Here is a 25451-nt window from a genome sequence, read left to right as displayed (position 1 = left end):
CGCTATCCCGGGTTGCGCATCAGGTCGAGCATCTCCCGGACCGCCCGGTCGAAGCCCACCAGCACCGCGCGCGCGACGATGGCGTGGCCGATGTTCAGCTCGTCGATCTCCGCGATGCGGGCGATGGGCTGCACGTTGTCGTAGTTGAGCCCGTGGCCCGCGGCCACGCCCAGGCCCAGCTTGGTGCCCGCCTTCGCCGCGTCGACGATGCGCGCCAGCTCCCGCGCGCGCTCCTTCTCGTTGCGCGCCTCGCAGTAGCGGCCCGTGTGCAATTCAATCCGGTCCGCGTTCACCTTGTGCGACGCGCGCACCTGGTCCAGGTCCGGGTCGATGAACAGCGAGACGGTGATTTCGCCGTCCTTGAGGTTCTTGATGATCTTCGCGACGTGCTCGCGCTGGCCGGCGACCTCGAGCCCACCCTCGGTGGTGAGCTCCTCGCGGCGCTCGGGCACCAGCGTCACCACGTCCGGCTTGTGCTCGTAGGCGATCTTCACCATCTCCGGGGTGGCCGCCATCTCCAGATTGAGCAGCGTCTGCGTCGTCTCACGCAGGATGCGCAGGTCGCGGTCCTGGATGTGGCGGCGGTCCTCGCGCAGGTGGATGGTGATCTGCTGCGCGCCGGCCAGCTCCGCCAGCGCGGCCGCCGTCACCGGATCCGGATACGTGGTGCGCCGCGCCTGCCGCAGCGTCGCCACATGGTCCACGTTGACACCCAGTCGCTGTCCCATCGACCGCACCTCGCTTGACGCGCGGTGCCGGGATTGTCGGGGGCCCCGGCACGCGCTGGCCCCTCTAATCGCGGCCTGCGTCCGGAAGTCAACCGTCGTGAACGACGACTAGCGGTTGAGCGCCTTCGCCAGGGCGTCGGCGATGTCCTTCGCGTAGGCCTCGTTGCGAGCGGCGTCCTCGCCCTCCACCAGCACGCGCGCCTTGGGCTCGGTGCCGGAGAAGCGCACCAGCACGCGGCCGGAGTTGCCGAGCTTCTGCTCCACGGACTTGATGATCTTCATCACGTCCGGCAGCTCGCCCAGCTCCTTCTTCTGCTTCACCACCACGTTGACCAGCGTCTGGGGCACCGGCTCGAAGATGGAGGCCAGCTCGCTCAGGGGCTTGCCCGCGCGGCACATCACCGCGAGCAGCTGGAGCGCCGCCAGCGTGCCGTCACCCGTCGTGGTGTGGTCCAGGAAGATGAGGTGGCCGCTCTGCTCGCCGCCCAGGTTGTAGCCGTTCTTGCGCATCTCCTCGACGACGTACCGGTCACCCACGCGCGTGCGAGCCACCTTCACGCCCCAGCGCGCCACCGCGCGCTCCAGGCCGACGTTGCTCATCACCGTGGAGACCAGCACCTTCTTCTTGAGCTGCTTTCGGGCCACCAGCTCGCCGGTGCAGATGGCCATGATGGCGTCGCCATCCACGACCTTGCCCTTCTCGTCCACGACGATGAGCCGGTCGGCGTCACCGTCCAGCGCGATGCCCAGGTGGGCGCCGTGCTTGAGCACCGTGCGCGCCAGGTTCTCCGGATACAGCGCGCCGCACTTGTGGTTGATGTTCTTGCCGTCCGGCGAGACGCCCAGCGTGATGACCTTCGCGCCCAGCTCCTCCAGCACCGCGGGCGCCGTCTTGTAGGCCGCGCCGTTGGCGCAGTCGACGACGATGGTCATCCCCTCGAGCGTCAGCTCGCGCGGGAAGGTCGCCTTGAGGAACACGATGTAGCGGCCCCGCGCGTCCTCCATGCGGAACGCGCGGCCAATCTTCGTCGCCGTGGGACGGATGGAGTCGATGGCGCCCGTGGACAGCAGCTCTTCAATCTTGCCTTCCGTCTCGTCCGGCAGCTTGAAGCCGTCGCGCCAGAAGAACTTGATGCCGTTGTCCTCGTACGGGTTGTGGGACGCGGAGATGACCGCGCCCGCGTCCGCGCGCATGGACGTGGTGATGTTGGAGATGCCCGGCGTCGGCAGCGGACCGACCAGCTCCACGTCGACGCCCATGGACGTCAGGCCCGCGGCCAGCGCCTGCTCGAGCATGTAGCCCGACAGTCGCGTGTCCTTGCCCACGATGACGCGGTGGCGGTGCGGTCCATTGCGGATGAGGTACGCGAGCGCCCGCCCGAGCTGCATCGCGACTTCCGCTGTCATCGGGTAGACGTTCGCCTTTCCGCGAACCCCGTCCGTGCCGAACAGCTTCTGCGACGCGCGCTCCTCCTTGGGAGGCATGTTCATCCTGTACGCCATGGCTTTCCGCTCCACCTTTCCCACGCCGGGCCTTCGCCGGTCGCTCGACGTCGGGGCTTATACCCCGCCCACCGCCGGGGCTCGAAGGTAGGGCCCCGATGCTCCCCCGGCAACGGCCCGGGCTTGCAGGCTGTATCACCGTTGAAGGTCAGTGCGAAAACGATACCAGCCCCTGCCCCACGCCTACACGCGGCTCCACCGCCGCCGTGTGGCGCGCGGCCCACGCCGGCTCAGCGTCCGAGCAGGGTCCCTCCGTCGCGCGCCACGCGAATCGCATCCGCCACCAGGAGCGCGTCGCGAGCCTCCTCCACGTCGTGCACCCGGACGATGTCCGCGCCGCCCATCACCGCCATCGCCGCCACGGAGCCCAGCGTCGCCGCCAGACGCTCGCCCGCCGGCTTGCCACCCGTCAGGGCGCCGAGGAAACCCTTGCGGCTGGTGCCCACCAGCAGGGGCAGCCCGAGCACGCGCAGCTCCCCCAGCCGTCGCAGCAGGTAGAGGTTGTGGTCGAACGTCTTGCCGAAGCCGATGCCCGGGTCCAGCAGGATGCGCTCGCGCGGCACCCCCGCGGCCGCCGCCACGGCGGAGGAGTCCTCCAGGTACGTCAGCACCTCGTCCACCAGGTCCTCGTACGACGGCGCCTGCTGCATCGTGCTGGGGGTCCCCTGGATGTGCATCAGACAACAGGCGGCGCCGAACTCCGCCACCACGCGGGGCAGCTCCAGGTCCGTGCGGAAGCCGGTGATGTCGTTGATGAGGTGCGCGCCCGCCTGGAGCACCTCGCGCGCCACGGCCGACTTGGTGGTGTCCACCGACAGGGGCACGGCGGTGCGGGCCCGCAGGCCCTCGATGACCGGCAGCACCCGGGCCACCTCCTCCTCGGCCAGGACGGCCCGTGAGCCGGGGCGCGTGGACTCACCGCCGATGTCCAGGAGGTCCGCGCCCGCCTCCGCCAGCGCGAGCCCGTGGGCGATGGCCGCGTCGACGTCCCGGTAGCGCCCCCCATCGGAGAAGCTGTCCGGCGTCACGTTGACCACGCCCATGACGTAGGTGCGCGAGCCCCACTCGAAGGTGCGCTCGCCGAGCACCAGCGGTGTCGGCGCCACGTGTGCCCCCAGCACCCGCTCCAGCGCGCCCGCCAGCGCGATGAACTCGCCCCCTTCGGCGCGGGCGAGCGCGATGAGCCGCTCGACCTGCTCACGGCGTCCGGACAACAGGCCCGAGCCAGCGCGGGTGCGAAGATCACCCGAGACCCACGAAGGGAACTCCTCGCGCCCCGGCGCGTTCGAGCGCTCCGCCAGGCCCTGCAGGAACTGGCCGACGTCCTTCGAGACGCCGGTGAGCAGCCACTGGCCATGCGGCACCTTCTCCAACAGGTACTCGCGCGCGGGCGTGGGCAGCCCCATGCGACGCAAGGCCAGCGTCAGGTCCTCCGGACGGTCGACGCTGATGGGGCGGGCGCGAAGCATGGGCGAGGACTCCTGCGAGGGACGTGGCGTCCACCCTACCCCCTTGGCGCCGCCCGCCTCCCCACAAACGAAAAGGCCCTCCCCGGGGTGGGAAGGGCCTTCGTTCAGCGCCGCAGGGCGGCCGCTGGAGCTACGCCTTGTTCGGCTCCATCTTCGGCAGGCCCTCGAGCGCGTCGAGGATCTTCCGCTTGTCCTTCTTCTCCGTCGCCTTCGGCGGAGCGTTCACGCGCGGGGGCGGACGCTCACGGGTGAGCTGGCCACCCTGCAGGAGGATGTTCACGTCCTCGGCGTCGAGCGTCTCGTACTCCACCAGGGCGTCGGAGACGCGCTTGAGCGCCTCCAGGTTCTCCGTCAGGAGGCTGCGACCCTTCTCGTAGCAGCCGACGACGATGCCGCGCACCTCGGCGTCGATCTGCCGCGCCGTGTCCTCGGAGTAGTCCTTGGACGAGTTGAAGTCGCGGCCCAGGAACACCTCACCGTCGCTCTTGCCGAACGCCAGGGGCCCCAGCTTCTCGCTCATGCCCCAGCGGCACACCATGGCGCGCGCCGTCTCCGTCGCCCGCTCGATGTCGTTCGCCGCGCCGCTGCTCATCTCGTTGAAGAGCAGCTCCTCGGCGATACGGCCACCCATGGCCATGGAGATCTGGTCCAGCATCTGCTTCTTGTAGCCGTTGACCTTGTCCTCGGTCGGCAGGCTCCACGTGACGCCGAGCGCCTGTCCACGCGGGATGATGGTGACCTTGTGGAGCGGGTCGCACCCCGGCAGCAGCTTGGCGAGCAGCGCGTGCCCCGCCTCGTGCACCGCGGTGTTCTTCTTCTCCTTCTCGGTCATGATCATCGAGCGCCGCTCGGGGCCCATGAAGACCTTGTCCTTGGCGGCCTCGAAGTCGCTCAGGTCCACGCGCTCCTTGTTCTGCCGCGCGGCCATCAGCGCCGACTCGTTCACCAGGTTCTCCAGGTCCGCGCCCGTCATGCCCGGCGTACCGCGAGCGATGACCTCCAGGTCGACCTCCGGCGCCAGCGGCACGCGGCGGGTGTGCACCTTCAGCACGCCCAGGCGGCCCTTCAGGTCCGGCCGCGGAACCACGATGCGGCGGTCGAAGCGACCCGGGCGCTGCAGCGCGGGGTCCAGCACGTCCGGACGGTTCGTCGCGGCGATGAGGATGACGCCGTCGTTGGACTCGAAGCCGTCCATCTCCACGAGCAGCTGGTTGAGCGTCTGCTCACGCTCGTCGTGACCGCCGCCCAGACCGGCGCCACGGTGACGACCCACGGCGTCGATTTCGTCGATGAAGATGATGCAGGGGGCGTTCTTCTTGCCCTGCTCGAACAGGTCACGGACGCGGCTGGCGCCGACGCCCACGAACATCTCCACGAAGTCCGAGCCGGAGATGGAGAAGAACGGCACGCCCGCCTCGCCGGCGACCGCGCGGGCCAGCAGCGTCTTGCCCGTGCCCGGAGGCCCCATCATCAGCACGCCCTTGGGGATGCGGCCGCCGAGCTTGGTGAACTTCTTGGGGTCCTTCAGGAAGGCGACGATCTCCTCGAGCTCTTCCTTGCACTCGTCCACGCCGGCCACGTCCGCGAACGTGACCTTGTTGTGGCTCTCGCTGAGCAGCTTGGCCTTCGACTTCCCGAAGGTCATCGCCTTGCCACTGCCGCCCTGCAGCTGACGCATGAAGAAGATGAAGAAGAGGAACAGGAAGACGACGGGCATCCACTGCCCGAGGATGGTCAGCCAGAGGCTGTTCTGCTCCTCCCGCTCATACTTGACGTCCACTCCGTTGTTGCGGAGCTGGTTGAGCATCGCCGCATCCGGCGCGGGCCCCGTCGTGCGGAACCGCTCGCTCGTGTCCACGAACTTGCCGGAGTAGGTGTTGCCCTTGACCGCCACTTCCTTGACCTTCTTCTCCTCCACCTTCGACAGAAGCTGGGTGAAGGAGGGCTCCTGGACCTGGTCGTTGCCCTGGGAGAAGAAGTTGTAGAAGGCGACGAAGAGGACGATCAGGATGACCCAGAGCCCGATGGTCTTGTAGGTCGAACGCACGTGTCAGCTGCCCTTTCGGTACTCGGCGGGTGAGGGCCGTGCCGGGAGAAACCCAGCCTTTTCAATCATTTGCCCGACACCAGGCGAGCTCCCAGTCGTCGGACCGTATCAGCAACAGCAAAAAGCCCTCAACTATTTAGGGGGCACGGCCAACCCCCGACAACACTCATTCCACTCTATAACGAAGGGTCCTGGTGATTGCTCGGACCCACGGGTGCGGCCCACAGGTAGTGTCCGGAAACCTCCGCCCGTGACGGAGGTGTCCACAGCCCTGGGAGCCACACCACGGTGCCCTCGGCGTCCAGCACCACCGGCCGCGAATCCCTCGACTCCGCGGGCACCCGAAGATCCACCAACACATCCTGCAGCCGGCGTTGTTTCTCGCCCGCGCGCACCCGGTCTCCCGGCCTGCGCGTCCGCACGGTCAGCGGCCAGCGGACATCGCGCGCCAGCGCCAGCCCGTGCGTGCCCGGAGGTGGCTCGCGCGACTCCACGCTGAAGCACCACCCCGTGCCCTCCAGGACGCCGGAGGCCCCCTGCCCCGTCAGCACCATGGCCCGCACCGAAGGCGTCCTCACCTCCGACGACGCCACGCAGCGCACCCGCCCGCCCGTGGCCCGGAGCCGCAGCGCGCGCCCCACCGTCGCCGAGCCTCCCTGCTCCACCGCCCGCAGCGCGCGCTCCACCATCGCCGCGTCCGCCACCACGTCGTGCGCGGCCAGCAGCCTGGCGAGCACCCTGCGCCGCAAGGGCACCTCCAGCGCGCGCACCGCCACGGCGTCCAGCGCGCCGTCGGCGAGCCGCACGCGCTCCCAGGCCGCGTCCGCCAGGTCGCTCAGCAGCGCGTCGTCCTCGGCCGCCAGCCGCGCGTACGACGCGAGCCGCGCGTCCACCGGGAAGCCCGCCGCGCGCGACAGGGCCGGCAGCGCGTCGTGTCGCACCCGGACGCGCAGGAAGGCGGGGTCGTCGTTCATCTCATCTGTCGCATAGCCGACGCCCTGCTCCTTCAAGGAGGCCACCAGCTGGGCCCGCGTCAGCGACAGCACCGGCCGCACCAGCGTGCCCCGCGCCTCGCGGATGCCCACCGCGCCCCGCGTCGACGCGCCCCGCGCCAGCCGCATCAGCAGCGTCTCCGCCTGGTCGCTCGCCGAGTGGGCCGTCGCCACCAGGGACAGGCCCCGCTCGCGCCGCACCGCCTCCAGGGCCTCGTAGCGCGCCTGCCGCGCGCGGGCCTCGAGTCCGGGGCCCCGCGCCAGGGCCAGCGTCCGCACGTGACAGGGCACGCCCAGCTGCTCGCAGAGCGAGCCCACGGCCCGGGCCTCCGCTCGGGATTCGGGACGCACGCCATGGTCCACCGTGCAGACCTCCACTCGCAGCCGCAGCCGCTCGCGCACGCTCGCCGTGCCGACGAGCAGGGCCACCGAATCCGCGCCTCCGGACACGGCGCACAACACGGACCGGCCCTCCAGTCCGAGGCGCGCATACGTGTCCATCAGCGTCCTCTTCAGCAACTGCGTCGCGGGTCCAGTGGGTGACATCTGCGGGGGCGGAATGGAATGTCGGGTAACAGGGTTACAGAGGCGCGCGCGGTTGAAGGCAGGGGGGTCGGTTCTTATGATCGTCACACCGGATGGGCGCGGTCGCGGAAGCGGAAATATGCGCGACACCGGGCGTTGTTGAGGGGACGGTCGACTTTTCAAGGTGTTGGACCTAGGGGTCCCCCCCCTCCCCCTCTGGGTCCACGGGTCCGCTGGGAGATCCACTCCCGGCGGTCCCTCTTTCCGAAACGCCCCGGTCCTCCCATCGCGAGGCCCGGGGCGTTTCCTTTTTCGCGCCCGGCTGGATACGTCAGGCGGCACTGAACATGTCCGAGCAGGGAGCCGACGGGCGCGGAATGAGTCGTCCTAAACCGTTGACCCTCTTGGGCGTCTGTCGGATAACGGCACCGGTGTGTTCAGGTCGTCACCTCGAATCCGCCCCGGAGACTCAAGTATGGCAGGCACCGACAAGCGCAAGCAGTCGCTGTACTTCCCCGAGGAGATGCTGAAGGAGATTCAGGAAGAAGCGAACCGACAGGACCGCTCTCTTTCCTGGGTTGTCCAGCAGGCGTGGAAGATCGCCCGCGAGCGCATCAAGTCGTTCCCCGCCGTCAACGACGTGACTGGCGACGAGCGCCAGGACCCGCGCGAGGAGTAGCGCAGGCATGGCCACCACCGACCATCGCAAGCAAAGCCTCTACTTTCCGGAGGACATGCTGGAGGAGATCCAGCGTGAGGCCACGCGGCAGGACCGCTCGCTGTCGTGGATCGTCCAGCAGGCGTGGAAGGTGGCGCGTGCCGAGATTCGGAGGATGCCGTCGGTCAACGACGTGCTGAGCGCGCCTGCCCGTCCCGCCGCCGTCGCGGCGAGCCCGGCGGCGACGCCCGCGGCCACCGCCACGTTGGTGGCGGCCGCTCCGAACCCGGACGAGCCGAAGTCCTGAAGGTCCCCGCGAACGGCCCCCGGCACTCAACCTCCGGCGGGCCGCGCGGGTCTTGCGCAGTTCGAGAACGTGATTCGCGGCTTCTCGGTGAGCGACTGCTCGGGTGAGGGGTGCATCTCCCGCAGGTACGCCGAGGTGATGTTCGCGTCCGTTCCTCCCAGCTTCCGCGCCTGCACCGGGAAGCGGTCCGGATTCTGTCCCGCGTTGCCGAACGCCTCCCCGTAGCCGTCGCCGCCTCCGAGCAGGAAGCTGGGCATGGCCACGCGGTAGCGGATGCTCGCGTCGTCACGCGGCGGCAGGGGCACGCTCTGCCCGTTCACCGTCAGCGCCTCCACGCGCTGGCCCCGGGGGTTCGCGCAGTTGACGTGCATGGTGGTGCCCTCGGACAGGTGCAGGAACGCGCCGGACGGTGACGCGATGAGCTCCCCTTCCCGGTAGAGGCTGCCCACGCTGTTCTCCATCATCTTCACCAGCTCCGTCTCGGTGAGGTCCACGGACACCACCAGGTTCTCGAAGAGGATGACCTCGTGGAGAACGCCGTCGGTGAGCGGGCCCTTGCGCAGCGCCTGGCGCGTGAAGCACAGGCCCTCCGCGCGCAGCGAGCCGCCGTTGATGACGCCCAGCACCGCGGGCCGGGCCGAGCCGTCCTCCGCGTGGCGGAACGCATCCGCGGCGGCCTGCGCCAGCGCGTTGTTGTCGTGCCAGACGAAGGGCTTGTCGAGCAGGACGTCCTGGCCCAGGTAGCCGACGACGGCGTCGGGGTCCGCGACGAGCGGCTGGCAGGAGTCGTTGTAGGAGATGCACCCGGCCAGGGGCGAGGCCAGGGCGCACGCGAGCGCGGCGACGAGGGACTTGGGCAGTGGCATCAGAAGTGAGCCCTCACGGTGAGGTAGCCGGACATGCCCTCGCGCGGGAGGTTCCCGGTGACGCGGTCGGGCCGCGGCACGTCGTCGCGAAGGTCGTGGTCGAAGACGTTGTGCGCCACCAGCGAGACCTCCCAGATGTCCAGGATGGGCTCGGTGCGAATCTGCGCGGTGACCAGGCTGTAGGCGGGGATCTTGTAGCGGCGCACCAGCTCCAGCACGGAGCGGCTGTTGTTGCGACGCTCGGCGCCCGTGCGCACCACCACGTCGAAGTTCACCCACGCGCCGATGGGCATGGACACGCCCGCGTTGAAGCGCGCCTGCGGCGTGTCGGTGAGCAGCCGCGACTGCGAGGGCAGCTCCATGTCCTGCGCGCGGGAGATGCTCGCGTTGAACCAGGCGTTGGCGCGCTTGGAGGCTTCCAGGCGGGCCTCGCCCTCGATGCCGTACACGCGCACGCCCAGCTCGCGGTTGCGCAGCGGGACGATGTTGCCGGACGTGTCCACCGGGACGATGGGTGACGAGAACAGCTCCAGGTACGCGTTGGCGCGCAGCCGCACGCGCGCCTCGCCCGCGGACTGGATGAGGTCCGCGCCCAGCTCGAAGGTGTCCACGATGGCGGGCTGCAGGCTCGGGTTGCCCTCGAAGCGGCCCTGGTTGTAGTCGGTGTCGGGGATGCGCTCGACCAGCTCCTGCAGCGTGGGCGCGCGGAAGGCGCGGCCGTACAGGGCCTTGAGCACCAGCGCGTCCGTGGCGGAGAACACCAGGCCCACGCGTGGGTTGACGCGCGCCACGAAGCGGGTGCCGGTGATGTCGCCGCTCGTCCCCACGGTGGGCAGCTGCGTGGCGTCCACGCGCACGCCGAAGGTCAGCGTCAGCGGGGCGATGACGGTCCACTGGTCCTGCGCGAAGGCGCCCACCGTCAGCCGACGGGACGCCGCGCCGCCGGCCAGCTCCAGCAGGTCCGCCAAGCCCTCGGGCGTGGTGAAGCCGCCCGGGCGCACGCGCGCGTCCAGCGTGTAGTTCGTCTCGTAGGTGTAGTCGCCCAGCGACTGCTGCTCCACCACCGCGCCCACGGACAGGCGGTTGTTGGACGACAGGACGATGTCCGCGTCCACGCCGCCGGTGAGCGAGCGCACGGAAATCTGCGTCTGCTCCCGCAGGCCGTTGTCGAACAGCTGGTTCGAGTCCGGACCGGTGCGGAAGTTGCGAGGCGTGATTTGAAAGAGGCGGTCGGTCGTCTGCTGGTCGAAGCCGGCGCGCGCGCGCAGGAGGATCGACGAGCCGATGTTCTTCTCCCAGTGGACGTCCGCCATGAGCACGTTCCACTTCAGCTCGGAGTCCTCGGCCACGACGTCGAACAGGCCCAGCAGCGCGGTGCGGTTCTCGGAGAGGTAGCGCACGGAGGCGGCCAGCCGCCCGGCGTCGCCCATGGAGTACGTCGCGCCGCCGCCCACGTTGAGCAGGAAGCGGTCATCGCGCGTCCTGCCGGCCGGGTCCTCCACCGAGCGCAGGCCCTGGGAGGTGGACTCGTCGTCCAGGCCGTCGTGCTCAATGATGTTCGCGTCGCCGGACTGGTTCCACACGTCCACGTCCGCGAACAGGCGAAGGTCTCCAAAGGTGTGCCCCGCGGAGGCGTGCCCGTTGACGGTGACGGCGAGCCGGTCGTCCTTCTCCGGGAAGCCGCCGGCGGACACGGCCGTGCGGACTCCGTCCGAGGTGTCCGTGACGATGTTGACCACGCCCAGGAACGCACCCGCGCCGTACAGCGCGGATCCCGGGCCACGGATGACCTCGATGCGCTCCAGGTTCTCCACCGGCAGGTTCATCAGCGCCTTGCCGTCGAAGAAGTTGTTGAGCCGGTGGCCGTTGAGCAGGAACAGCACCTCCGCGTCGTTGCGCAGGCCGCGCACCGCCGTGCGGTGGAAGCCCTGCACGTCGCGGCTCACGGTGAGGCCGGGCACCACGTCCAGCACGTCCGCCACCGTGCGCGCGCCGAGCACGCTGATCTGCTCGCGGTTGAAGGACGCGCCGATGGCCGGCACCTTGCGGACCTTCTCCTCGTGACGCGTGGCCAGCGCCAGCGTGTCCTCGGCGCTGTAGAGCGCCAGGTCGTCCTCCAGCTCCGTGCGCTGTGGGGCCGCGGGCTCGCCACGCGAGGAGCCCGTGTCACGGGACGTGTCGCGCGAGGTCGCATCCCGCGTGACGCCCGGCTCGCGCGCGGTCACGGCATCGCGTGAGGGCGACTCGCGCGAGGTCACCACATCGCGAGAGGGTGACTCGCGCGACGACTGCGATTCACGCGTGGGGGCGTCTTTCGAGGTCGACGAGGTATCGCGAGACGCACGCGAGGAATCGCGCGACGTCGCGGACGTCCCCTTCGGCGGAGGCGTGGACGACCCGCGCGAGTCCCGGGAGTTCTTGGGCGTCGGCGGTGGAACCCCCTCGTTCAGGTCCGCGGTGAGCGCTGCCATCGAGTCGTCCTCTTCAGAAGAAGCGGAGGACGGACGCGGACGCTCGTGGGTGGTCGACGGCCTGGTGCTGGGACGCTCGTCGACGGTGGCCAGCGGAGGAGGCTCGGACGCGCCGGGCTTGCGCGCGGACGCGGGCGCCTCTCCGGCCACGAGCACGCGGGCGGGCCGCGAGGCGGACTGGAAGATGGCGATGCGCTCCCCGTCGGCGGTGAGGCCCTCGACGTAGTACTCGATGCCAGGAGGCACCATGTGCTCGGGAGGGATGACGGCGCGATACAGGTCGCCGTACTGGCGCTCCATCGGCACGCGGGCGAACGGCTCTCCCGGGCCCCGGTAGCGCACCTGCATCTCCAGGATGCGTGCGCCCTCCACGAGGGTGCCGTCGAGCCGCAGCGGCACGTTGGCCTCCGCGCGTGCCGGAGCGGAGTGGAGAAGAGAAGGCTCCTCGGCACGGACAGGCACCGCCAGGAAGAGCACGAGGCTGAGGAGGGTCGCGCGAGCGAGTGTGTTCTTCAAGCTGACGCAGATGGTCCATTGAGGCCCTCCCCGAGTCAAGGAAGGGGGGCCCGAGGGCCAGAGCGCCGCCGATTTTTTGCCGGGTCTCCGAGGCCGTGCGAGGGATCGCCGCACTCCATGCGCGACTCGCTCGCCCTGCACCTTGCCCTCTTCCGTCGACAGCGGGCACAAATCGCCCGCGTGGTGGACGGGCAGACAGATGCCTTCCGCTCCTACGAGGCCCGCTACCGGCGGCGCACCGCCAGCTATCGGCGCGTCCTGCCGCTGAGCGACGTCCACCAGCGCGTGCGCGCCTCGGACGTGGTGTACGTGGGCGACTACCACACGCTGCCCCTGGCCCAGCAGACGTACCTGGAGCTCGCGGAGCGCGCCCTGTCCTCGGGCCGCCGCGTCGTGCTCGCCCTCGAGTGCATCGAGGGGCGTCACCAGGCCTCCATCGATGCGTGGGGTTCGGGGCGCCTGTCGGAGCGCTCCCTCTTCGCACGCCTGGGTGCTGGCACGGAGGGTGCGGGCTTCGGCCCAGGAAGCGCGCCGCGTGGCCTGCTCGCCTTCGCCCGCAAGCACCGCCTGGAGGTCCTCGGAATCGACCGGCGGGCCCAGGGTGAGCGCTCGCTCGCGCTGCGCGATGCCTACGCCGCCGAGCGCATCGCCCGCGCCGCCCGCGCCGAGGACCGTCCGTTGATCCTGGTCCTGGTGGGCCAGTACCACATCGCGCCGTGCCACCTGCCCGCGCAGGTGGAGCGGGCCCTGGGTGAGACCCAGCGTCGGGGCCTGGTCGTCTACCAGAACGCGGAAGGCGTCTGGTGGAAGCTGGCCCGCGACGGGCAGATGGGCTCGGCCGAGGCGGTGGAGCTGGCCGACGACACCCTGTGCCTGCTCAACGCCTCCCCTGTCGTCTGCCAGCAGAGCTTCCTGGATTACCTGGAAGCCGAGGCGGGAGATGCGCCGTTGATGGACCGGGGCGCGTCGGAGCGGTTCCGGGAGATGGCGGCGCTCATCGGGCGACTGGCCGGTGTGCCGGTGGGTCGCGCGCTGGAGTCGGTGGAAGTCACCACGGTGGCGGACGGCGACGTGCTGGCGCGCATCCAGCGTCGGGGGCGCTTCACGCAGACGGAGCTGTCGCAGCTTCGACGGCACATCCTGTCGCGGGAGAGCAGCTACATCCCGCGTGCGCGCACGGCGTACCTGGCGTCATTGTCGCTGAACCACGCGGCGGAGGAGGCCGCGCACTTCGTACGGCACTGCGCGGTGGGCAGCGCGATGGAGGAGCCCCGCACGGCGTCGGAGGCGTTCTACGCGCGGTGCATGGAGGAGGCGCTGGGCTTCTTCGGCTCGCGGCTCGTCAATCCCCGGCGCACGTGCCTGAACCTGGCGGACTGGGTGCGGCGCTTCGGCGAGACGCGAGGCGTGGACCGACAGGTCTCCGCGTTCGTGCTCGCCCACGCGGCCGCCGAGCTGGAGGCGCCCGAGGAGGCGGTGAAGCTGCTGCCCCTGCGCAAGGACCGGCTGTTCCATGGCGTCAGCCACGGACTGGGGTACCTGCTCGGCGACAAGCTCTACCGCGCCTTCGACGCGGGACAGGTGGACAAGGCCGAGGTCCGCGCCCTCTTCCGCGACCCGTTCGTGGACGCGCGCGCCGCGTACTTCACCTGGGCGGAGCGCCTGCGCGACTGAGGCGCACGGCGCCGCGCCACTCCAGACGCACCGCTCAAGTCTTCGCGGGCGCGGTGGCCTTCAGCGCGGCCTTCACCTTCTCGTGGAAGGCGCGGAAGCGCTCGCGGCCCTGCTGCCGCTGCTCCTCGGTGAGCTGGCCTCCGGAGGCCTCGCGCAGCGCCTTGCGCTCCTCCTGGAGCTGCTTCGCCTCGGCCTTGAACTGGTCCGCCTGCGCCTGGGTGAGTCGCCCATCCACCACCGCGCGGTCCAACCGGTGCTCCATCCGGGCCAGCTTCCGCTCGCCCTTCATGCCCCGCTTGCCATGACGGCCGTGCCGCTCACCGCACTCCGCCGCCTTGTCCTCCGTCGAGGGCGCCGCGCTCTGCGCGAACACCGGGGTGGCCAGCAACAGCGACGCCGTGACGAAGGACCGCATGAGGAAATTCTGACGCATGGTGAGACGCTCCATTGGTTCGAGGAGCACGAGTCCAGCCCTGCTCGCGCCCTGTTGCCTTGGAGAACCCCACGCGAAAACGAAGGTTAAATCCCGCCCCGGCGCCACACCGGAGCGGGCCTGCCCGCCTGCTCTGCTACTGCTCCGCCACGCAGTCGTTGAGCGGGAACGACAGGTCGTGCCGAGGCGTCTGCCCCGGGTCCTGGTTCACGACGGTGACCTCCAGCAGCTGGTCCGACGTCTCGATGGGATTGGCGAACACCAGCGACTGCCGGGTGATCTTCGCCGACGACATGAACGCCTTCGTCGTCGAGCCGTTGGCGTCACGACGCCAGCAGTTGGCGATGCGCGGGTCCGACGCCGCGAAGTTGCAGGACGTGTACTGCCCCACCACCTCGCGCTTCAACCGGATGCAGCGGCAGTCCCAGGGGTCGTACTCGAGCGTCGCCACCACGCCCTCGAACCCCGTCGCCGTCTCCTTCAACTCGAAGTAGCTCCCGTCCTGCGTCGTCTCGCAGTACAGCCGCACGTCACCCACCGCGCGGTCCTTCTTCTCTTCCAGCACCGCGCCCTCCCGCGACGTCACCGGCGAGGCCGACGGCTCACACCCCACGCCCAGCAGCGCGAGGCTCACGACACAGAACGAGGAGAGATTCCTGAGGGTACGCATATGCGCTCCTTGCGGGACGTCCTGGGGCATCCAGGACAGCCCGCATGGGAGTCCCCTCGGACTCCACGGCGCAATGAACTTCCACGTTCCTGGGACGAACGGTTACGGGAGCGGAGGCTTCACGGCGCGGGTGGCGATGAAGCCATCGATGTACTCGGAGAGCTTGTCGCCCGGACCGTAGCCGTCCTCGAAGAAGCCGGTGAGGACGAAGCCCGCGCGGAGCTGTCCGCCAATCTGATCCTCCAGGGAGTGGCCCACGCTGAGCGGCTCGTGCTTGTCCGTGTACCGGCGCCGCTCGACCTCCGTGAGGCTGGTGAAGTCCGAGTACGGCATCTTGTACTTGAGCTGCATCACGCCCTGCTCTTGCAGGTCCGGATCGAGCAAGAAGATGAGCGGGTTGCAGAAGCCCGTCAGGAGCGCGCCACCGGGCCGCAGCACGCGGAACGCCTCGCGCCAGACCGGCTGGATGTCGTCCACGAAGCCGTTGGAACACGGGTGGAAGATGAGGTCGAAGCTGCCGTCCTCGAAGACGGACAGGTCGCGCATGTCCCCCTCCTCCAGTCGCAGCGTCAGTCCCTCGCGCTCGGCCACCAGCCGGTCCTGCCCCAGCTGCGCCGGCGAGTTGTCGAGCACCGACACCTTCGCGCCCGCCGCCGCGAGGATGGGCGCCTGCTGTCCACCGGAGCCCGCCAGACACAGCACGCGCTTGCCAGCGACCTCACCAAACCACTCGCGAGGAACAATCTTCGTCGGCGTGAGCAGGATGCCCCACTCGCCCTTGCGCGCCGCCGCGATGACCTCCGGCCCCACCGGCACCGTCCACCGGTTGCCCAGGGACACCTGGCGGTTCCAGGCGTCGCGGTTGTGCTTCCGTACATCGATGGCATCAGTCGTCATGTAGCACCCGTCCTTCCATGCCTCCGGCGACGGTGACGACCTCACCCGTCACGTGGCCGGAGACGAAATCCGACGCGAGCATCACCACCGCGCGCGCCACGTCCTCGGGCTGGCCCACCTTGCGCAACGGCATGGTGCGCGTCACCCGCTTCACGAACCCCTCCGCCTTCAGCTTGTCGCGGTTGCGGTCCACTTCCGTCCAACCGGGGCACACCACGTTGACGCGGGCCCCCGGCGCGATGCGGCCCAGCTCGTTCTTGAGGCTGCGCAGGAATCCGCTCGCCAGCGCGCCCTTGGCCGCCCCGTAGTCGGCGTGTCCCGCCTCGCCGAACAGGCCCGCCGTCGAGCTGACGATGACGATGTTGCCCACGCCCGTCGTCTTCACGTGGCGCAGGAAGGCGCGGCAGCACAGGAAGACACTGTCCAGGTTCTCCGCCAGCGTGCGGCGCCAGCGCTCCAGCGACATCTCCCACACCGGCACGTCCGGGGCCGGGTACACGCCCGCGTTGCACACCAGCACGTCCAGTCGGCCCAGCGCCGCCACCGACGCGGGCACCAGCGCGTCCACCTGGGCCTCCAACGTCAGGTCCGCGCCCACCGCCGCGCCGCCCACCTTCCCCGCAAGCTCGCGCGCCTTGGCCTCGCGGGAGTGGTAGTGCACCGCCACCTTCGCGCCCTCGGCGGCGAAGGCCTGGACGATGGCCGTGCCGATGCCGCCCGCGCCGCCCGTCACCAGGACGCCCTGCCCCTTCAGCTCCGTGTCCATGCGTACGACTCCTCGGAAGTGAGTGGGACCCTCACGCGCCGGAGTCCGGGCGAACGAGCGGCGTCCGGCGAACGCCGACGCGAAGGGGCCCAGGTTGCTGACATGTTCTGGAAAGAAAACCGCCGACACACTTGAGTGTGTCGGCGGCGGGGTTCAGCTCAGTCTCAGCAGCTTGCGAGCCTGCTCGGGAGTCGCGGGCTCCCGGCCGTGGGCCCGGGCCCTTCTGGCGGCCTCGGCCACCAGCTCCCAGTTGCCCTTCGCGAGCACACCCTTGGACACGTAGATGTTGTCCTCCAGGCCCACGCGCGCGTTGCCGCCCCGCTTCGCGGCCTCGTCCACGAACGCGAGCTGGAAGCGCCCCACGCCCGCCACCGTCCAGGTGCTGCCCTCCGGCAGCGAGGCGATCATGAAGTCCAGCACCTCCGGCCGCGCCTGCAGCGTGCCCGGCACCCCGAGCACGAAGTCGAAGTGCGCGGGCAGGTCCACCAGGCCCTCCTTGGCCAGGTAGCGCGCCTCGTCGATCATCCCCACGTCGAAGCACTCCAGCTCCGGCCGCAGCCCGAGCGCGCGGATGCGCTTGGCAATGTCGCGCACCAGCGGGCGGGGATTCCAGAAGACCTCCTCGCCGAAGTTGACGGTGCCCGTGGTGAGCGTGGCCATGTCCGGCCGGTCCTCCCCCGTCAGCGTGAGCGGCCCGCAGCGCTGGTCCACCGTCATGCCCACCGCACCACCGGTGGACGTCTGGATGAGCACGTCGGTGCGCTTGCGGATGGCGCGGATGGCCGCCCGGAACAGCTCCGCGTCCTGGGACGGCTTGCCGTCGGGCGTGCGCACGTGCAGGTGCACCATGGCCGCGCCGGCCTCGCGGCAGCGCGCCGCGTCCTCGGCGATCTCCTCCGCGGTGATGGGCAGGTGCGGCGTCTGCTCGCGCGTCGTCTCCGCGCCCACCATCGCCGCGGTGATGACCATGGGAGTGCTCATCGCTGACCTCGCTGCTTGTCCTTGGGAACCACGCAGGTGCCCGAAGCACGGCACACGACGATGGGCTCCGGCAACAGGTCCGCCGCCGAGTCATTCACATCCGGACGCGGGCGGATGACCTTGCGCGCCTCGAAGCGCATCTTGCGCGACGTGTTGCCCGCGCTGACGATCTCTCCCTCCGCCTCGATGAAGTCCCCCGCGTACACCGGCGCCAGGAACTCCACCGAGTCGTACGCCCGGAACAGGCCCTCGTCGCCGTCGGCCCGGATGCACAGCTCCGTGGCCACGTCGCCGAACAGCCCGAGCATCCGCGCGCCGTCCACCAGGTTGCCGCCGTAGTGCGCGTCGTGGCTGCTCATGCGCAGGCGGATGATGGCCTTGGTTCCCGTGCTCATGAGGGCTCTCCCTGGTAGTGCATGTCCTGGGGCTCCTTGCCCAGCTTCTTCAGGAGCGCGTGGACGATGTAGTTCGCCACGTCGGAGGGCTTGGTGCCCGGACCGAAGCCCGCGTCGAAGCCCAGCTCCAGCGCCAGCTTGTGGTCCACGCGCGGGCCGCCCAAGAGCAGCTGCACCTTGCCGTGGATGCCCGCCGCCTTGGCCGCCTCGATGAACTGGCGCGAGTTGTCCTTGTGCACGTCGCGCTGGGTGACGACCTGGCTCACCAGGATGGCGTCGGCGTTCTTCGCCATGGCCCGCTTGATGAGGTCCTCGTTGGGCACCTGGCTGCCCAGGTTGAACGCCTCGAACCCGGGGTAGCGCTCCAGGCCGTAGTCGCCCGCGTAGCCCTTCATGTTCAGGATGGCGTCAATGCCCACCGTGTGCGTGTCGGTGCCGGTGCACGCGCCGAACACGACGATGCGCCGGGCGACCTTCTCCTTGATGAAGGCGTTGAGGTCGTCGAAGGACATCTTCTTCACGACGACTTCGGGCACGTCGATTTCGGCGTAGTCCAGCGTGACGCCCGAGCGGGCGTACACGATGAAGAACGTGTAGCTGTCCGCGGCGCGCTCGGCGGCGGCCACCTTCACGTCGGTGAACCCCATCTTGCGCGTGAAGACGGCGGCGGCCTCCTTGGCCTTCTCCGACAGGGGCACCGGCAGCGTGAACGACAGCTGCACCACGCCGTCGTCCCGCCGGTCTCCGTAGGGACGGATGATCTGCTTGCTCGGCTTCACCATCGCGTCATTTCCCCCGCGCCCGCTGGAACTTCACGCTCCCGGCCACCTTCTCCGCCAGGGGCGCGAAGCGCTCCTTCTTGCCCTGCTCCAGGTGGAAGACCACCGACCACGTCGTGCGGCCGTCACAGCCCACGTACGTCCAGGTGTCCACCAGCGCCCCGTTCGTCGACGCGTCCGTGTCCAGCCGCCGCGCCGCCGGCTGCCCGCCGACCTTGAGCTTCTCCCAGCCCGTGCCGCCGCTGCCGGTGACGATCTTGTCCACGCAGACCTGCGCCTTCATGCCCGCCGTCTGCACCGCGCCCACGTCGACCAGGAAGTACGCGTCCCCGCTGGGCGCCGTGAACTTCGCCGTCCCGTCCTCGTTGGAGCGCGTCCACGCGGCCGGCACCTGCACGGCCACGTTCTTGACCTGGAACTGCGTCAGCGCGTCCGCCGAGCCACCCGCCGCCATCACCACCGTCAGGATGGTACCGACAATCATTGTGCCTCCAGGATTTCCAGGAACGGGTTGAAGTAATCGGGGGCCTTCTCCAGCACGCCGTCCAGACCCTTGCCGCCGGTCTCCTCGCGCTTGACGTCGCCGAAGTGCCCCTTGCCGATGGCGGCCACCATGCCCTCATCCCGGCACTCCTGGAGCAGCTTCATCGCCTGGGCGAACACCTCACGCGCCCGGTTGGCGATCTTCCCGTCCTCGCGGACGGTGAACTCCTCGTCGATGCCGCGCGCCGCGCGGTGGATGTAGTTGGCGGACTTGAGCGCCACGTAGCGGTCCGCGAGCAGCGGCGTGTGCATGGCCTCGGTCATCATGCCGAGCAGCTGGATGCCCTGCCGCGTCCAGATGGCCACCAGGTCCGCCATCACGTCGTACGCGTGGCTGAAGAAGATGTCCGTCTCCTTGTGCTTGGTGGGCGGCATGTACTTGAGCGGCGCGTCCGGGAAGCAGCGGCGCACCAGCATCGCCTGGGACAGCTCCAAGAGGAGCGTGTCGTCGCGGTACGGGTCGATCTCGTACGAGTGGCCGATGCCCAGCTGCCAGTCCTTGAGGCCCGCGCGCTTGGCGAAGCACTCGTTGATGAACTGGCTGGCGATGACGGTGTGGGCCGCGTCGTACGCGTCCGCGGTGGTGATGTAGTTGTCCTCGCCGGTGTTGATGATGATGCCGGCCAGGGCGCAGATGCGGCGGCTGAAGTACTGGTCGATGAACGTGCGCCGCATGTTGATGTCACGGAAGAGGATTCCGTACATCGCGTCGTTGAGCAGCATGTCCAGCTTCTCGTAGGCCGCGCAGAAGGCGATCTCCGACATGCACAGGCCGGACGAGTAGTTGGTGAGCTGGATGTAGCGCTTGAGCTTGCGGCTCTCGTCGTCCAGGGCCTCGCGCATGATGCGGAAGTTCTCCTGGGTGGCGTAGGTGCCGCCGTAGCCCTCCGTCGTCGCGCCGTGGGGCACGTAGTCGAGCAGCGACTGCGCGGTGGAGCGGATGACGGCGATGACGTCCGCGCCCGCCTGGGCCGCGGCCCGGGCCTGGTCCACGTCGTCGTAGATGTTGCCCGTGGCGACGATGACGTACTTGTGCGGCGCCGGCGACATGGGGAACTGCTTGCGCAGCTCCTCGCGCGCGGTGATGCGCGCCTTCATGTCCTCGAAGGCGGAGCGCGCCTCCGAGCGGACCTCGTCGCGCAGGTTCTGCTCGACGTCGGGGGACAGGGGGCCCAGCTTGTCGGTGGGCAGCGCCGTCAGCCGCTCCACGGCCTCCAGCGGGCTCTTGGCGCCCAGGTGCAGCGCGCGGCCATACCAATAGGCGGCGCCCCGGTTGAGGACGCCCGCGGCCTTGAGCTTGTCGACCATCAGGTTGGCGAGCGGCACCCCTCGCGCGCCTGCTCCGGAGATTCCGAAGAAGCGCAACACGGTGCGCTCAATCGATACAGTGGTGTTACGGCGGATGAGGTCGAAGATCGGATTGACGATCTCCTCCGCCAGAGTGCGCGCATGCGCAATCTGCGCGTCGTCGATGAACGGGCCTGGCATGGGCGCACCTTACCCGCCCGAACGCCTACAGGAAGCGCTGAAGCATACCGGAATGGCGCTGCCGCACCGCATTATCGGTTGGCCAACCCCGACACCGAAATAACAGCGTCCACCCCACCGAGGGAGCGGTGTCGCCACCGAATTGCCGGTGAGCTTGGTCTTCAAACGGCCTTCAAGCGCTCGGAATTATTGGATTCCAAGAGACGGCACGGTGCGTGCTTTGGAGCGGCTCCGCCTCATCCCCCGAGAGGAGTTTCCGCATGAAGACGCGTTCGCTGCTGCTGTCCGCCGTACTGCTGAGTGGTCCCGCGCTCGCGGCCAATCCGCCGCCGCTCACCACGGATACGGGTGCAGCCGTGGGCACCAACCAGAGCTCCAAGACGGCGGGTCCGCGCGGCGGAATCCTGCTGGAGGACTTCCACCTCATCGAGAAGCTGGCGCGGTTCGACCGCGAGCGGATCCCCGAGCGCGTGGTGCATGCGCGCGGAGCGGGTGCGTACGGCGTCTTCGAGAGCTACGGCAACTTCTCCAATCTGACGCGCGCGTCCCTGTTCGCCAACAAGGGGAAGAAGACGCCGATGTTCGTGCGCTTCTCCACAGTCATCCATCCGTCCGGCTCGCCGGAGACGCTGAGAGACCCTCGCGGCTTCGCGCTCAAGTTCTACACGGACGACGGCAACTGGGACCTGGTGGGCAACAACCTGCCGGTCTTCTTCATCCGCGACGCCATCAAGTTCCCGGACATGGTGCACTCGCTCAAGCCGTCGCCCGTCACCAACAAGCAGGACCCGAACCGCTTCTTCGACTTCTTCTCCCACATCCCCGAGTCGACGCACATGCTGACGCAGCTCTACTCGGACATCGGCATCCCGGCGAACTACCGGCAGATGAACGGGCACGGCGTGCACGCGTTCAAGTTCGTCAACGCCAAGGGCGAGTACAAGTACGTGAAGTTCAACTGGGCCTCGCAGCAGGGCGTCAAGAGCCTCACCAGCGAGGAGGCCGCGCGCATCGCCGGCGAGGACCACCAGAACGCCACCACGGACCTGTACGCGTCCATCGGCGCGGGGAAGTTCCCCTCGTGGGAGCTGTCGGCGCAGGTGCTGGACCCGAAGGACCTGGACAGCTTCGCGTTCAACCCGCTGGACCCGACGAAGGTCTGGCCCGAGGACAAGGCGCCCTCCGTCAAGCTGGGCGGGTTCACGCTCAACAAGCTGCCGGACAACTTCTTCGAGGAGACCGAGCAGTCGGCGTTCTCCCCCGGTGTACAGCCCTCCGGCATCGAGCCGTCCGAGGACCGCCTGCTGCAGGGCCGGCTCTTCTCCTACGCGGACACGCAGCGCTACCGCGTGGGCGCCAACTACCAGTCGCTGCCCGTCAACCGCGCGCGCGCCTCGGTGAACAACAACAACCAGGCCGGCGCCATGAACGTGGCGAACACGAAGTCGGACGTGAACTACGAGCCGAGCATCGCCCGCGAGTCGCAGGAGGCCCCCCAGCACCTGTTCTCGCGACTGCCCCTGTCCGGCACCTCCCAGCAGCAGCCCATCGAGAAGACGGACAACTTCTCGCAGGCGGGCGCGTTCTACGTGGCGTTGGACCCGGCGGCCCGTGAGCGCCTGGTGAAGAACCTGGCCGGGGACCTGGGCCAGGTGCGTGACGCCCGCGTGAAGGCGCGCATGGTGGGCCACTTCTTCGTCGCCAACGAGGAGTTCGGCACCAGGCTGGCCAAGGCGGTGAACGTGAAGGTGGATGACGCCCGCGCCGCCGTGGCGCCGCTCGCCACCCGCTGAAGCGCTCCTGAGTGAAGCACCGGGGCCCGTGCCTGAGCACCGGCGCGGGCCCCTCCCCTCTCGTCCGCCTGGAGGATGGACATGTTCCGCAAGCTGCTCCTCGGAGCCCTCGGTCTGCTGGTGTTGGTGTGCGGGGTGGTGACGGCCGCGTGGTACTCACTGAAGGCCGAACCCTCGCCCCAGGGACGGCTGCTCGCCGCGAACGAGGCGGAGCGATACCTGCTCGCCGCCGCGCGGGTCGGTGACACGGAGCTCGTCTCCGGTCTGGTGAAGGCGGGCGCTTCCGCGGAGGCCCGGGACGAGCGCGGCTTCACACCGCTCATCCTCGCCGCCTACCACGGGCACCTGGACACCGTGCGCGTGCTGCTCGCGGCCGGGGTGGACGCGTGCGCCGGGGACAAGCGCGGCAACACCGCGTTGATGGGCGCGGCCTTCAAGGGCCATGCGGACATCGTCGCGCTGCTCAACGCGCAGCCGTGCGCCGTGGACCAGGCCAACAGCCTGGGCCAGACGGCGCTGATGTTCGCCTCGCTGTTCGGTCGGCAGGAGGTGGTGGACGCGCTCCGACAGAAAGGCGCGTCCGAGGAGCTCAAGGACGCCAGCGGTCGCAGCGCGGCCGACTGGGCCCGGACGCAGAGCGCGCCTCAGGCCCCCGTGGCGCCCGCCCCCGTGTCACCGGAGGACACCGCCGCCGCGAGATAGCGTCAGGCCGACGCTCAGACGTAGCGCGTGGCGAAGAGCTGGAGCAGCGCGGGCTCGGTGCGCAGCAGGGCCAGGGTGAGCGAGGCGTGGCCGGGCACGTAGCCGTTGCCCACCAGCATGGTGACGTCCTTGCCCACGCCCTCCGCGCCGAGCGCGGCCGTGGTGAAGCTGGTGGCCATGGAGAAGAAGATGGCCGTGCCGCCGTCCTTCACCGAGAGGATGGTGGCCATCTCCGTGTTGCCCACGCTGGCGCAGTTCACCACCAGGTCACAGAGCTGACCGCCCGTGGCCTGGCTCACCGCCTCCATCACGTCCACGCCCTGCGTCGCGTCCACCTTCAGCGCGACGTCACACAGGCCGATGGCCGTCAGCGCGTCCAGCGCCGGCTGCGACACGTCCATCGCGATGAGCTGTCCCCGGCTCTCCAGGTTGCGCCGGGCCTGGGCCAGACACAGCGCGCCGCTCTTGCCCGCGCCCAGCACGGCCACCGTCATGCCCGGCCGCACGTAGCGCGCCACCAACGCGGGCGCGCCACACACGTCGAGCGCCGCCAGCGCCAGCGTGTCCGGGAGGTCCGCCGGCAGCTTCGCGTAGATGCCCGTGGCGAAGAGCAGCGCGTGGCCGCGGATGTCCAGGCGGTCGATGTCCACGTGGACCGCCTTCACCTCCTCGATGACCAGCGGCGTCAGCGTCAGGCTCACCAGCGTGGCGATGCGGTCGCCCACCTGGAGCTGCCCCCGCGCAGGGTGCTTCGCGCCGATCTCCTTCACGCGGCCAATCAACATGCCGCCCGAGCCCGTCACGGGGTTCTGCATCTTGCCGCGCTCCAGGACGATCTCCTGGATGCGCGCGCCGATGCGCGCCGGGTCTCCGCCCACCTCGCCCTTGATCTGCTTGAAGGACGCCGCGTCGATGTTGAGGCTCTCCACGTCGATGAGCACCTCCGAATCACGGCACGGCAGCGAGGGGTCCAGCTTGCGCGCGCGCTGCGGCAACACGCCCTTCTCGCCGACGACGCGGGACAGCCCGTAGAGGTCGTTGCTCATGTTCCATCTCCCTGAAGGTCCATCCGCGCCCACAGCCGAGCGGCCTGTCGCGCGGGAGTCCTGCGTCTATCCGCTCCGCCGGGGGGATGGCCAGCGTCACGTCGCGCGGCCCCCACTCCCGAGGGCCCTCCTGTCAGCAAGAGGGCCCTTCCGGACACAGCACCGCGCGAGCCTGGGTGAAGGGCTACTCCTGGGAGAGCTTGGGCAGCAGCACCGAGAGCGAGCGCTCGAAGCGATAGGACACGCCGGAGTGACCGTCCTCGAACTCCTCGTGCACCAGGTCCACGCCCGCGTTCTTGAGGTCGTCCGCCAGCATGCGCGTGCCCCAGCGCAGGTTGAACTCGTCGCGCGTGCCGCAGTCCAGGAAGACGCCCTTCAGCTTGCGGAAGGCATCCAGGAACTTGGGGACGAAGCGCACCGGATCATGCACCAGCCACCGGTTCCACACGTCCAGCTTCAGCCGGCCCGTCTGCGCGTCGAAGGGCAGCTCCAGGTTGAGCGGCTCGCCCTTCTTCGGCGAGTACGCCGCCGCCATCGCCAGCGTGTTCACCACCGGGAAGTCGTCCCCGCGCATCTTCGTCTCGCGCACGCGCTGACGGAACTCTCCCTGCCAGGACTCGATGCCGCCCGACTTCAGCAGCGAGCTGGCCGCCTTCGGGAGGTCCGGCAGGTAGCAGTACTCGAAGTAGGCGTCCGCCGAGTGCGCGCCCAGGAGCGAAAAGAGCTCCGGATGGTAGCGCCCCATCACCAGCGCGCCATAGCCACCCGAGCTGTGCCCCAGCACCGCGCGCGACGCCGCCTTGGGCAGCGTGCGGAAGGTGCGGTCCACGAAGCCCACGATGTCCTTGGCCAGGTAGTCACGGTACCGGCCGATGGCGTCGCTGTTGATCCACTGGCTGCCGCCCAGCGACGTCCACGCGTCGGGGAACACGCCCACCACGGGGGGCACCGCGCCGGACGCGATGAGCGCGTCCAGCCGCTCGGGCACGGACGGCGCGAAGCCCGAGGCGTTGGTCCACGTGCCGCCGCTGTTGCCGAACGCGTGCAGGAAGTACACGGCCGGGTAGCGACGGTCCGACTCGGCGTACCCCGGCGGCAGGTACACGGTGAGCTTGCGCCGGGCCGGGTCGCCCAGCGGGTTGGACTCCAGCGCGGGCGACTGCACCTCGCGCGTCTCCAGCAATCCCTTCATCCGAGTCTCC

Annotated in this window: 23 protein-coding genes; 5 read left to right on the top strand and 18 right to left on the bottom strand. The window is 69.5% G+C overall.

Translation table 11 applies throughout. The features are described from left to right. Nucleotides 1–2: 2 nt before the first annotated feature. From VZQ01_RS36820 to tilS, 5 genes are all read right to left on the bottom strand, one after another. On the bottom strand, nt 3–728 hold the full coding sequence (locus tag VZQ01_RS36820; RefSeq protein WP_141324198.1) for a pyridoxine 5'-phosphate synthase: 726 nt from the start codon (nt 726–728) through the stop codon (nt 3–5). A gap of 108 nt (nt 729–836) precedes the next feature. Continuing rightward, on the bottom strand, nt 837–2231 hold the full coding sequence (gene glmM, locus VZQ01_RS36815) for a phosphoglucosamine mutase (RefSeq protein ID WP_223747532.1): 1395 nt from the start codon (nt 2229–2231) through the stop codon (nt 837–839). Between the two features lie 230 nt (nt 2232–2461). Then, the gene (gene folP / locus VZQ01_RS36810) at nt 2462–3700 is read right to left on the bottom strand and encodes a dihydropteroate synthase (protein ID WP_426745990.1); all 1239 of its coding nucleotides are present in this window, start codon (nt 3698–3700) and stop codon (nt 2462–2464) included. A 130-nt stretch (nt 3701–3830) separates the two neighbouring features. Next, a complete protein-coding gene (ftsH, locus tag VZQ01_RS36805; RefSeq protein ID WP_223747530.1) occupies nt 3831–5747 on the bottom strand; it encodes an ATP-dependent zinc metalloprotease FtsH in 1917 nt (638 codons plus the stop codon). Nucleotides 5748–5923: 176 nt separating this feature from the next. Continuing rightward, the gene (gene tilS, locus VZQ01_RS36800) at nt 5924–7240 is read right to left on the bottom strand and encodes a tRNA lysidine(34) synthetase TilS (protein WP_426745989.1); all 1317 of its coding nucleotides are present in this window, start codon (nt 7238–7240) and stop codon (nt 5924–5926) included. 499 nt (nt 7241–7739) lie between these two features. Between tilS and VZQ01_RS36795 the strand changes: the two genes are divergently transcribed. Together VZQ01_RS36795 and VZQ01_RS36790 are read left to right on the top strand one after the other, a co-directional pair. Next, nucleotides 7740–7943, top strand: coding sequence for a TIGR04563 family protein (locus tag VZQ01_RS36795; protein WP_015350409.1), 204 nt, complete (start codon nt 7740–7742; stop codon nt 7941–7943). Nucleotides 7944–7950: 7 nt separating this feature from the next. Further along, complete coding sequence (locus VZQ01_RS36790) at nt 7951–8229, top strand: TIGR04563 family protein (protein WP_141324203.1); 279 nt, start codon at nt 7951–7953, stop codon at nt 8227–8229. 26 nt (nt 8230–8255) lie between these two features. On the opposite strand, the gene VZQ01_RS36785 is transcribed toward VZQ01_RS36790, so the two are convergent. Both VZQ01_RS36785 and VZQ01_RS36780 read right to left on the bottom strand, forming a co-directional pair. Then, nucleotides 8256–9095, bottom strand: a complete 840-nt coding sequence (locus VZQ01_RS36785; RefSeq protein WP_046714520.1) for a 5'-nucleotidase C-terminal domain-containing protein — start codon at nt 9093–9095, stop codon at nt 8256–8258. Next, nucleotides 9095–12082, bottom strand: coding sequence for a TonB-dependent receptor plug domain-containing protein (locus tag VZQ01_RS36780; protein WP_426745988.1), 2988 nt, complete (start codon nt 12080–12082; stop codon nt 9095–9097). The genes VZQ01_RS36785 and VZQ01_RS36780 overlap by 1 nt, the downstream gene beginning before the upstream one ends. A gap of 117 nt (nt 12083–12199) precedes the next feature. On the opposite strand from VZQ01_RS36780, the gene VZQ01_RS36775 reads away from it, so the two are divergent. Then, nucleotides 12200–13756, top strand: a complete 1557-nt coding sequence (locus VZQ01_RS36775; protein WP_223785554.1) for a ChaN family lipoprotein — start codon at nt 12200–12202, stop codon at nt 13754–13756. A 34-nt stretch (nt 13757–13790) separates the two neighbouring features. Here VZQ01_RS36775 and VZQ01_RS36770 read toward each other — a convergent pair whose 3' ends face one another. The 9 genes from VZQ01_RS36770 to kamD all read right to left on the bottom strand — a co-directional run bounded on the left by VZQ01_RS36770 (nt 13791) and on the right by kamD (nt 20708). Continuing rightward, the gene (locus tag VZQ01_RS36770; protein WP_426745987.1) at nt 13791–14189 is read right to left on the bottom strand and encodes a hypothetical protein; all 399 of its coding nucleotides are present in this window, start codon (nt 14187–14189) and stop codon (nt 13791–13793) included. A 136-nt stretch (nt 14190–14325) separates the two neighbouring features. Then, a complete protein-coding gene (locus tag VZQ01_RS36765) occupies nt 14326–14859 on the bottom strand; it encodes a hypothetical protein (protein ID WP_223747523.1) in 534 nt (177 codons plus the stop codon). A 102-nt stretch (nt 14860–14961) separates the two neighbouring features. Next, nucleotides 14962–15756 carry a class I SAM-dependent methyltransferase gene (locus tag VZQ01_RS36760; RefSeq protein ID WP_223785552.1) on the bottom strand — a complete coding sequence of 265 codons (795 nt, stop codon included), beginning with the start codon at nt 15754–15756 and terminating at the stop codon, nt 14962–14964. After that, nucleotides 15746–16522: an SDR family NAD(P)-dependent oxidoreductase gene (locus VZQ01_RS36755; protein ID WP_408890028.1), complete on the bottom strand. Its 777-nt coding sequence runs from the start codon at nt 16520–16522 to the stop codon at nt 15746–15748. Before VZQ01_RS36755 ends, VZQ01_RS36760 begins: the two co-directional genes overlap by 11 nt. A 153-nt stretch (nt 16523–16675) precedes the next feature. Continuing rightward, the gene (gene kce / locus VZQ01_RS36750) at nt 16676–17503 is read right to left on the bottom strand and encodes a 3-keto-5-aminohexanoate cleavage enzyme (protein ID WP_141324211.1); all 828 of its coding nucleotides are present in this window, start codon (nt 17501–17503) and stop codon (nt 16676–16678) included. Further along, nucleotides 17500–17898: a 3-aminobutyryl-CoA ammonia lyase gene (kal, locus tag VZQ01_RS36745; RefSeq protein ID WP_141324212.1), complete on the bottom strand. Its 399-nt coding sequence runs from the start codon at nt 17896–17898 to the stop codon at nt 17500–17502. The genes kce and kal overlap by 4 nt, the downstream gene beginning before the upstream one ends. Beyond that, nucleotides 17895–18680, bottom strand: coding sequence for a lysine 5,6-aminomutase subunit beta (gene kamE / locus VZQ01_RS36740; protein WP_141324213.1), 786 nt, complete (start codon nt 18678–18680; stop codon nt 17895–17897). Before kamE ends, kal begins: the two co-directional genes overlap by 4 nt. A gap of 4 nt (nt 18681–18684) precedes the next feature. Then, the gene (locus VZQ01_RS36735; protein WP_046714529.1) at nt 18685–19161 is read right to left on the bottom strand and encodes a hypothetical protein; all 477 of its coding nucleotides are present in this window, start codon (nt 19159–19161) and stop codon (nt 18685–18687) included. Then, the gene (gene kamD / locus VZQ01_RS36730) at nt 19158–20708 is read right to left on the bottom strand and encodes a lysine 5,6-aminomutase subunit alpha (protein WP_141324214.1); all 1551 of its coding nucleotides are present in this window, start codon (nt 20706–20708) and stop codon (nt 19158–19160) included. Before kamD ends, VZQ01_RS36735 begins: the two co-directional genes overlap by 4 nt. 260 nt (nt 20709–20968) lie before the next feature. Here kamD and VZQ01_RS36725 point away from each other — a divergent pair, with 260 nt between their 5' ends. Together VZQ01_RS36725 and VZQ01_RS36720 are read left to right on the top strand one after the other, a co-directional pair. Then, nucleotides 20969–22501 carry a catalase gene (locus VZQ01_RS36725; protein ID WP_426745986.1) on the top strand — a complete coding sequence of 511 codons (1533 nt, stop codon included), beginning with the start codon at nt 20969–20971 and terminating at the stop codon, nt 22499–22501. A gap of 81 nt (nt 22502–22582) precedes the next feature. Further along, nucleotides 22583–23203 (top strand): ankyrin repeat domain-containing protein, encoded by a 621-nt coding sequence (locus VZQ01_RS36720; RefSeq protein ID WP_426745985.1) that lies wholly within the window; start codon nt 22583–22585, stop codon nt 23201–23203. Nucleotides 23204–23217: 14 nt separating this feature from the next. Here the strand turns inward: VZQ01_RS36720 and kdd are convergent, their stop codons facing one another. Continuing rightward, on the bottom strand, nt 23218–24249 hold the full coding sequence (kdd, locus tag VZQ01_RS36715) for an L-erythro-3,5-diaminohexanoate dehydrogenase (protein WP_223747518.1): 1032 nt from the start codon (nt 24247–24249) through the stop codon (nt 23218–23220). Nucleotides 24250–24433: 184 nt separating this feature from the next. Further along, entirely contained in the window at nt 24434–25441 is a 1008-nt protein-coding gene (locus tag VZQ01_RS36710) for an alpha/beta hydrolase (protein ID WP_267700522.1), read from the bottom strand. Nucleotides 25442–25451 lie beyond the last annotated feature (10 nt).

This window comes from Myxococcus faecalis, assembly GCF_050039385.1.
GTDB classification, from domain to species: Bacteria; Myxococcota; Myxococcia; order Myxococcales; family Myxococcaceae; genus Myxococcus; species Myxococcus fulvus.
Note: the sequence above shows the minus strand (reverse complement) of the source record. Positions and strands in the feature narration are given on the sequence as shown.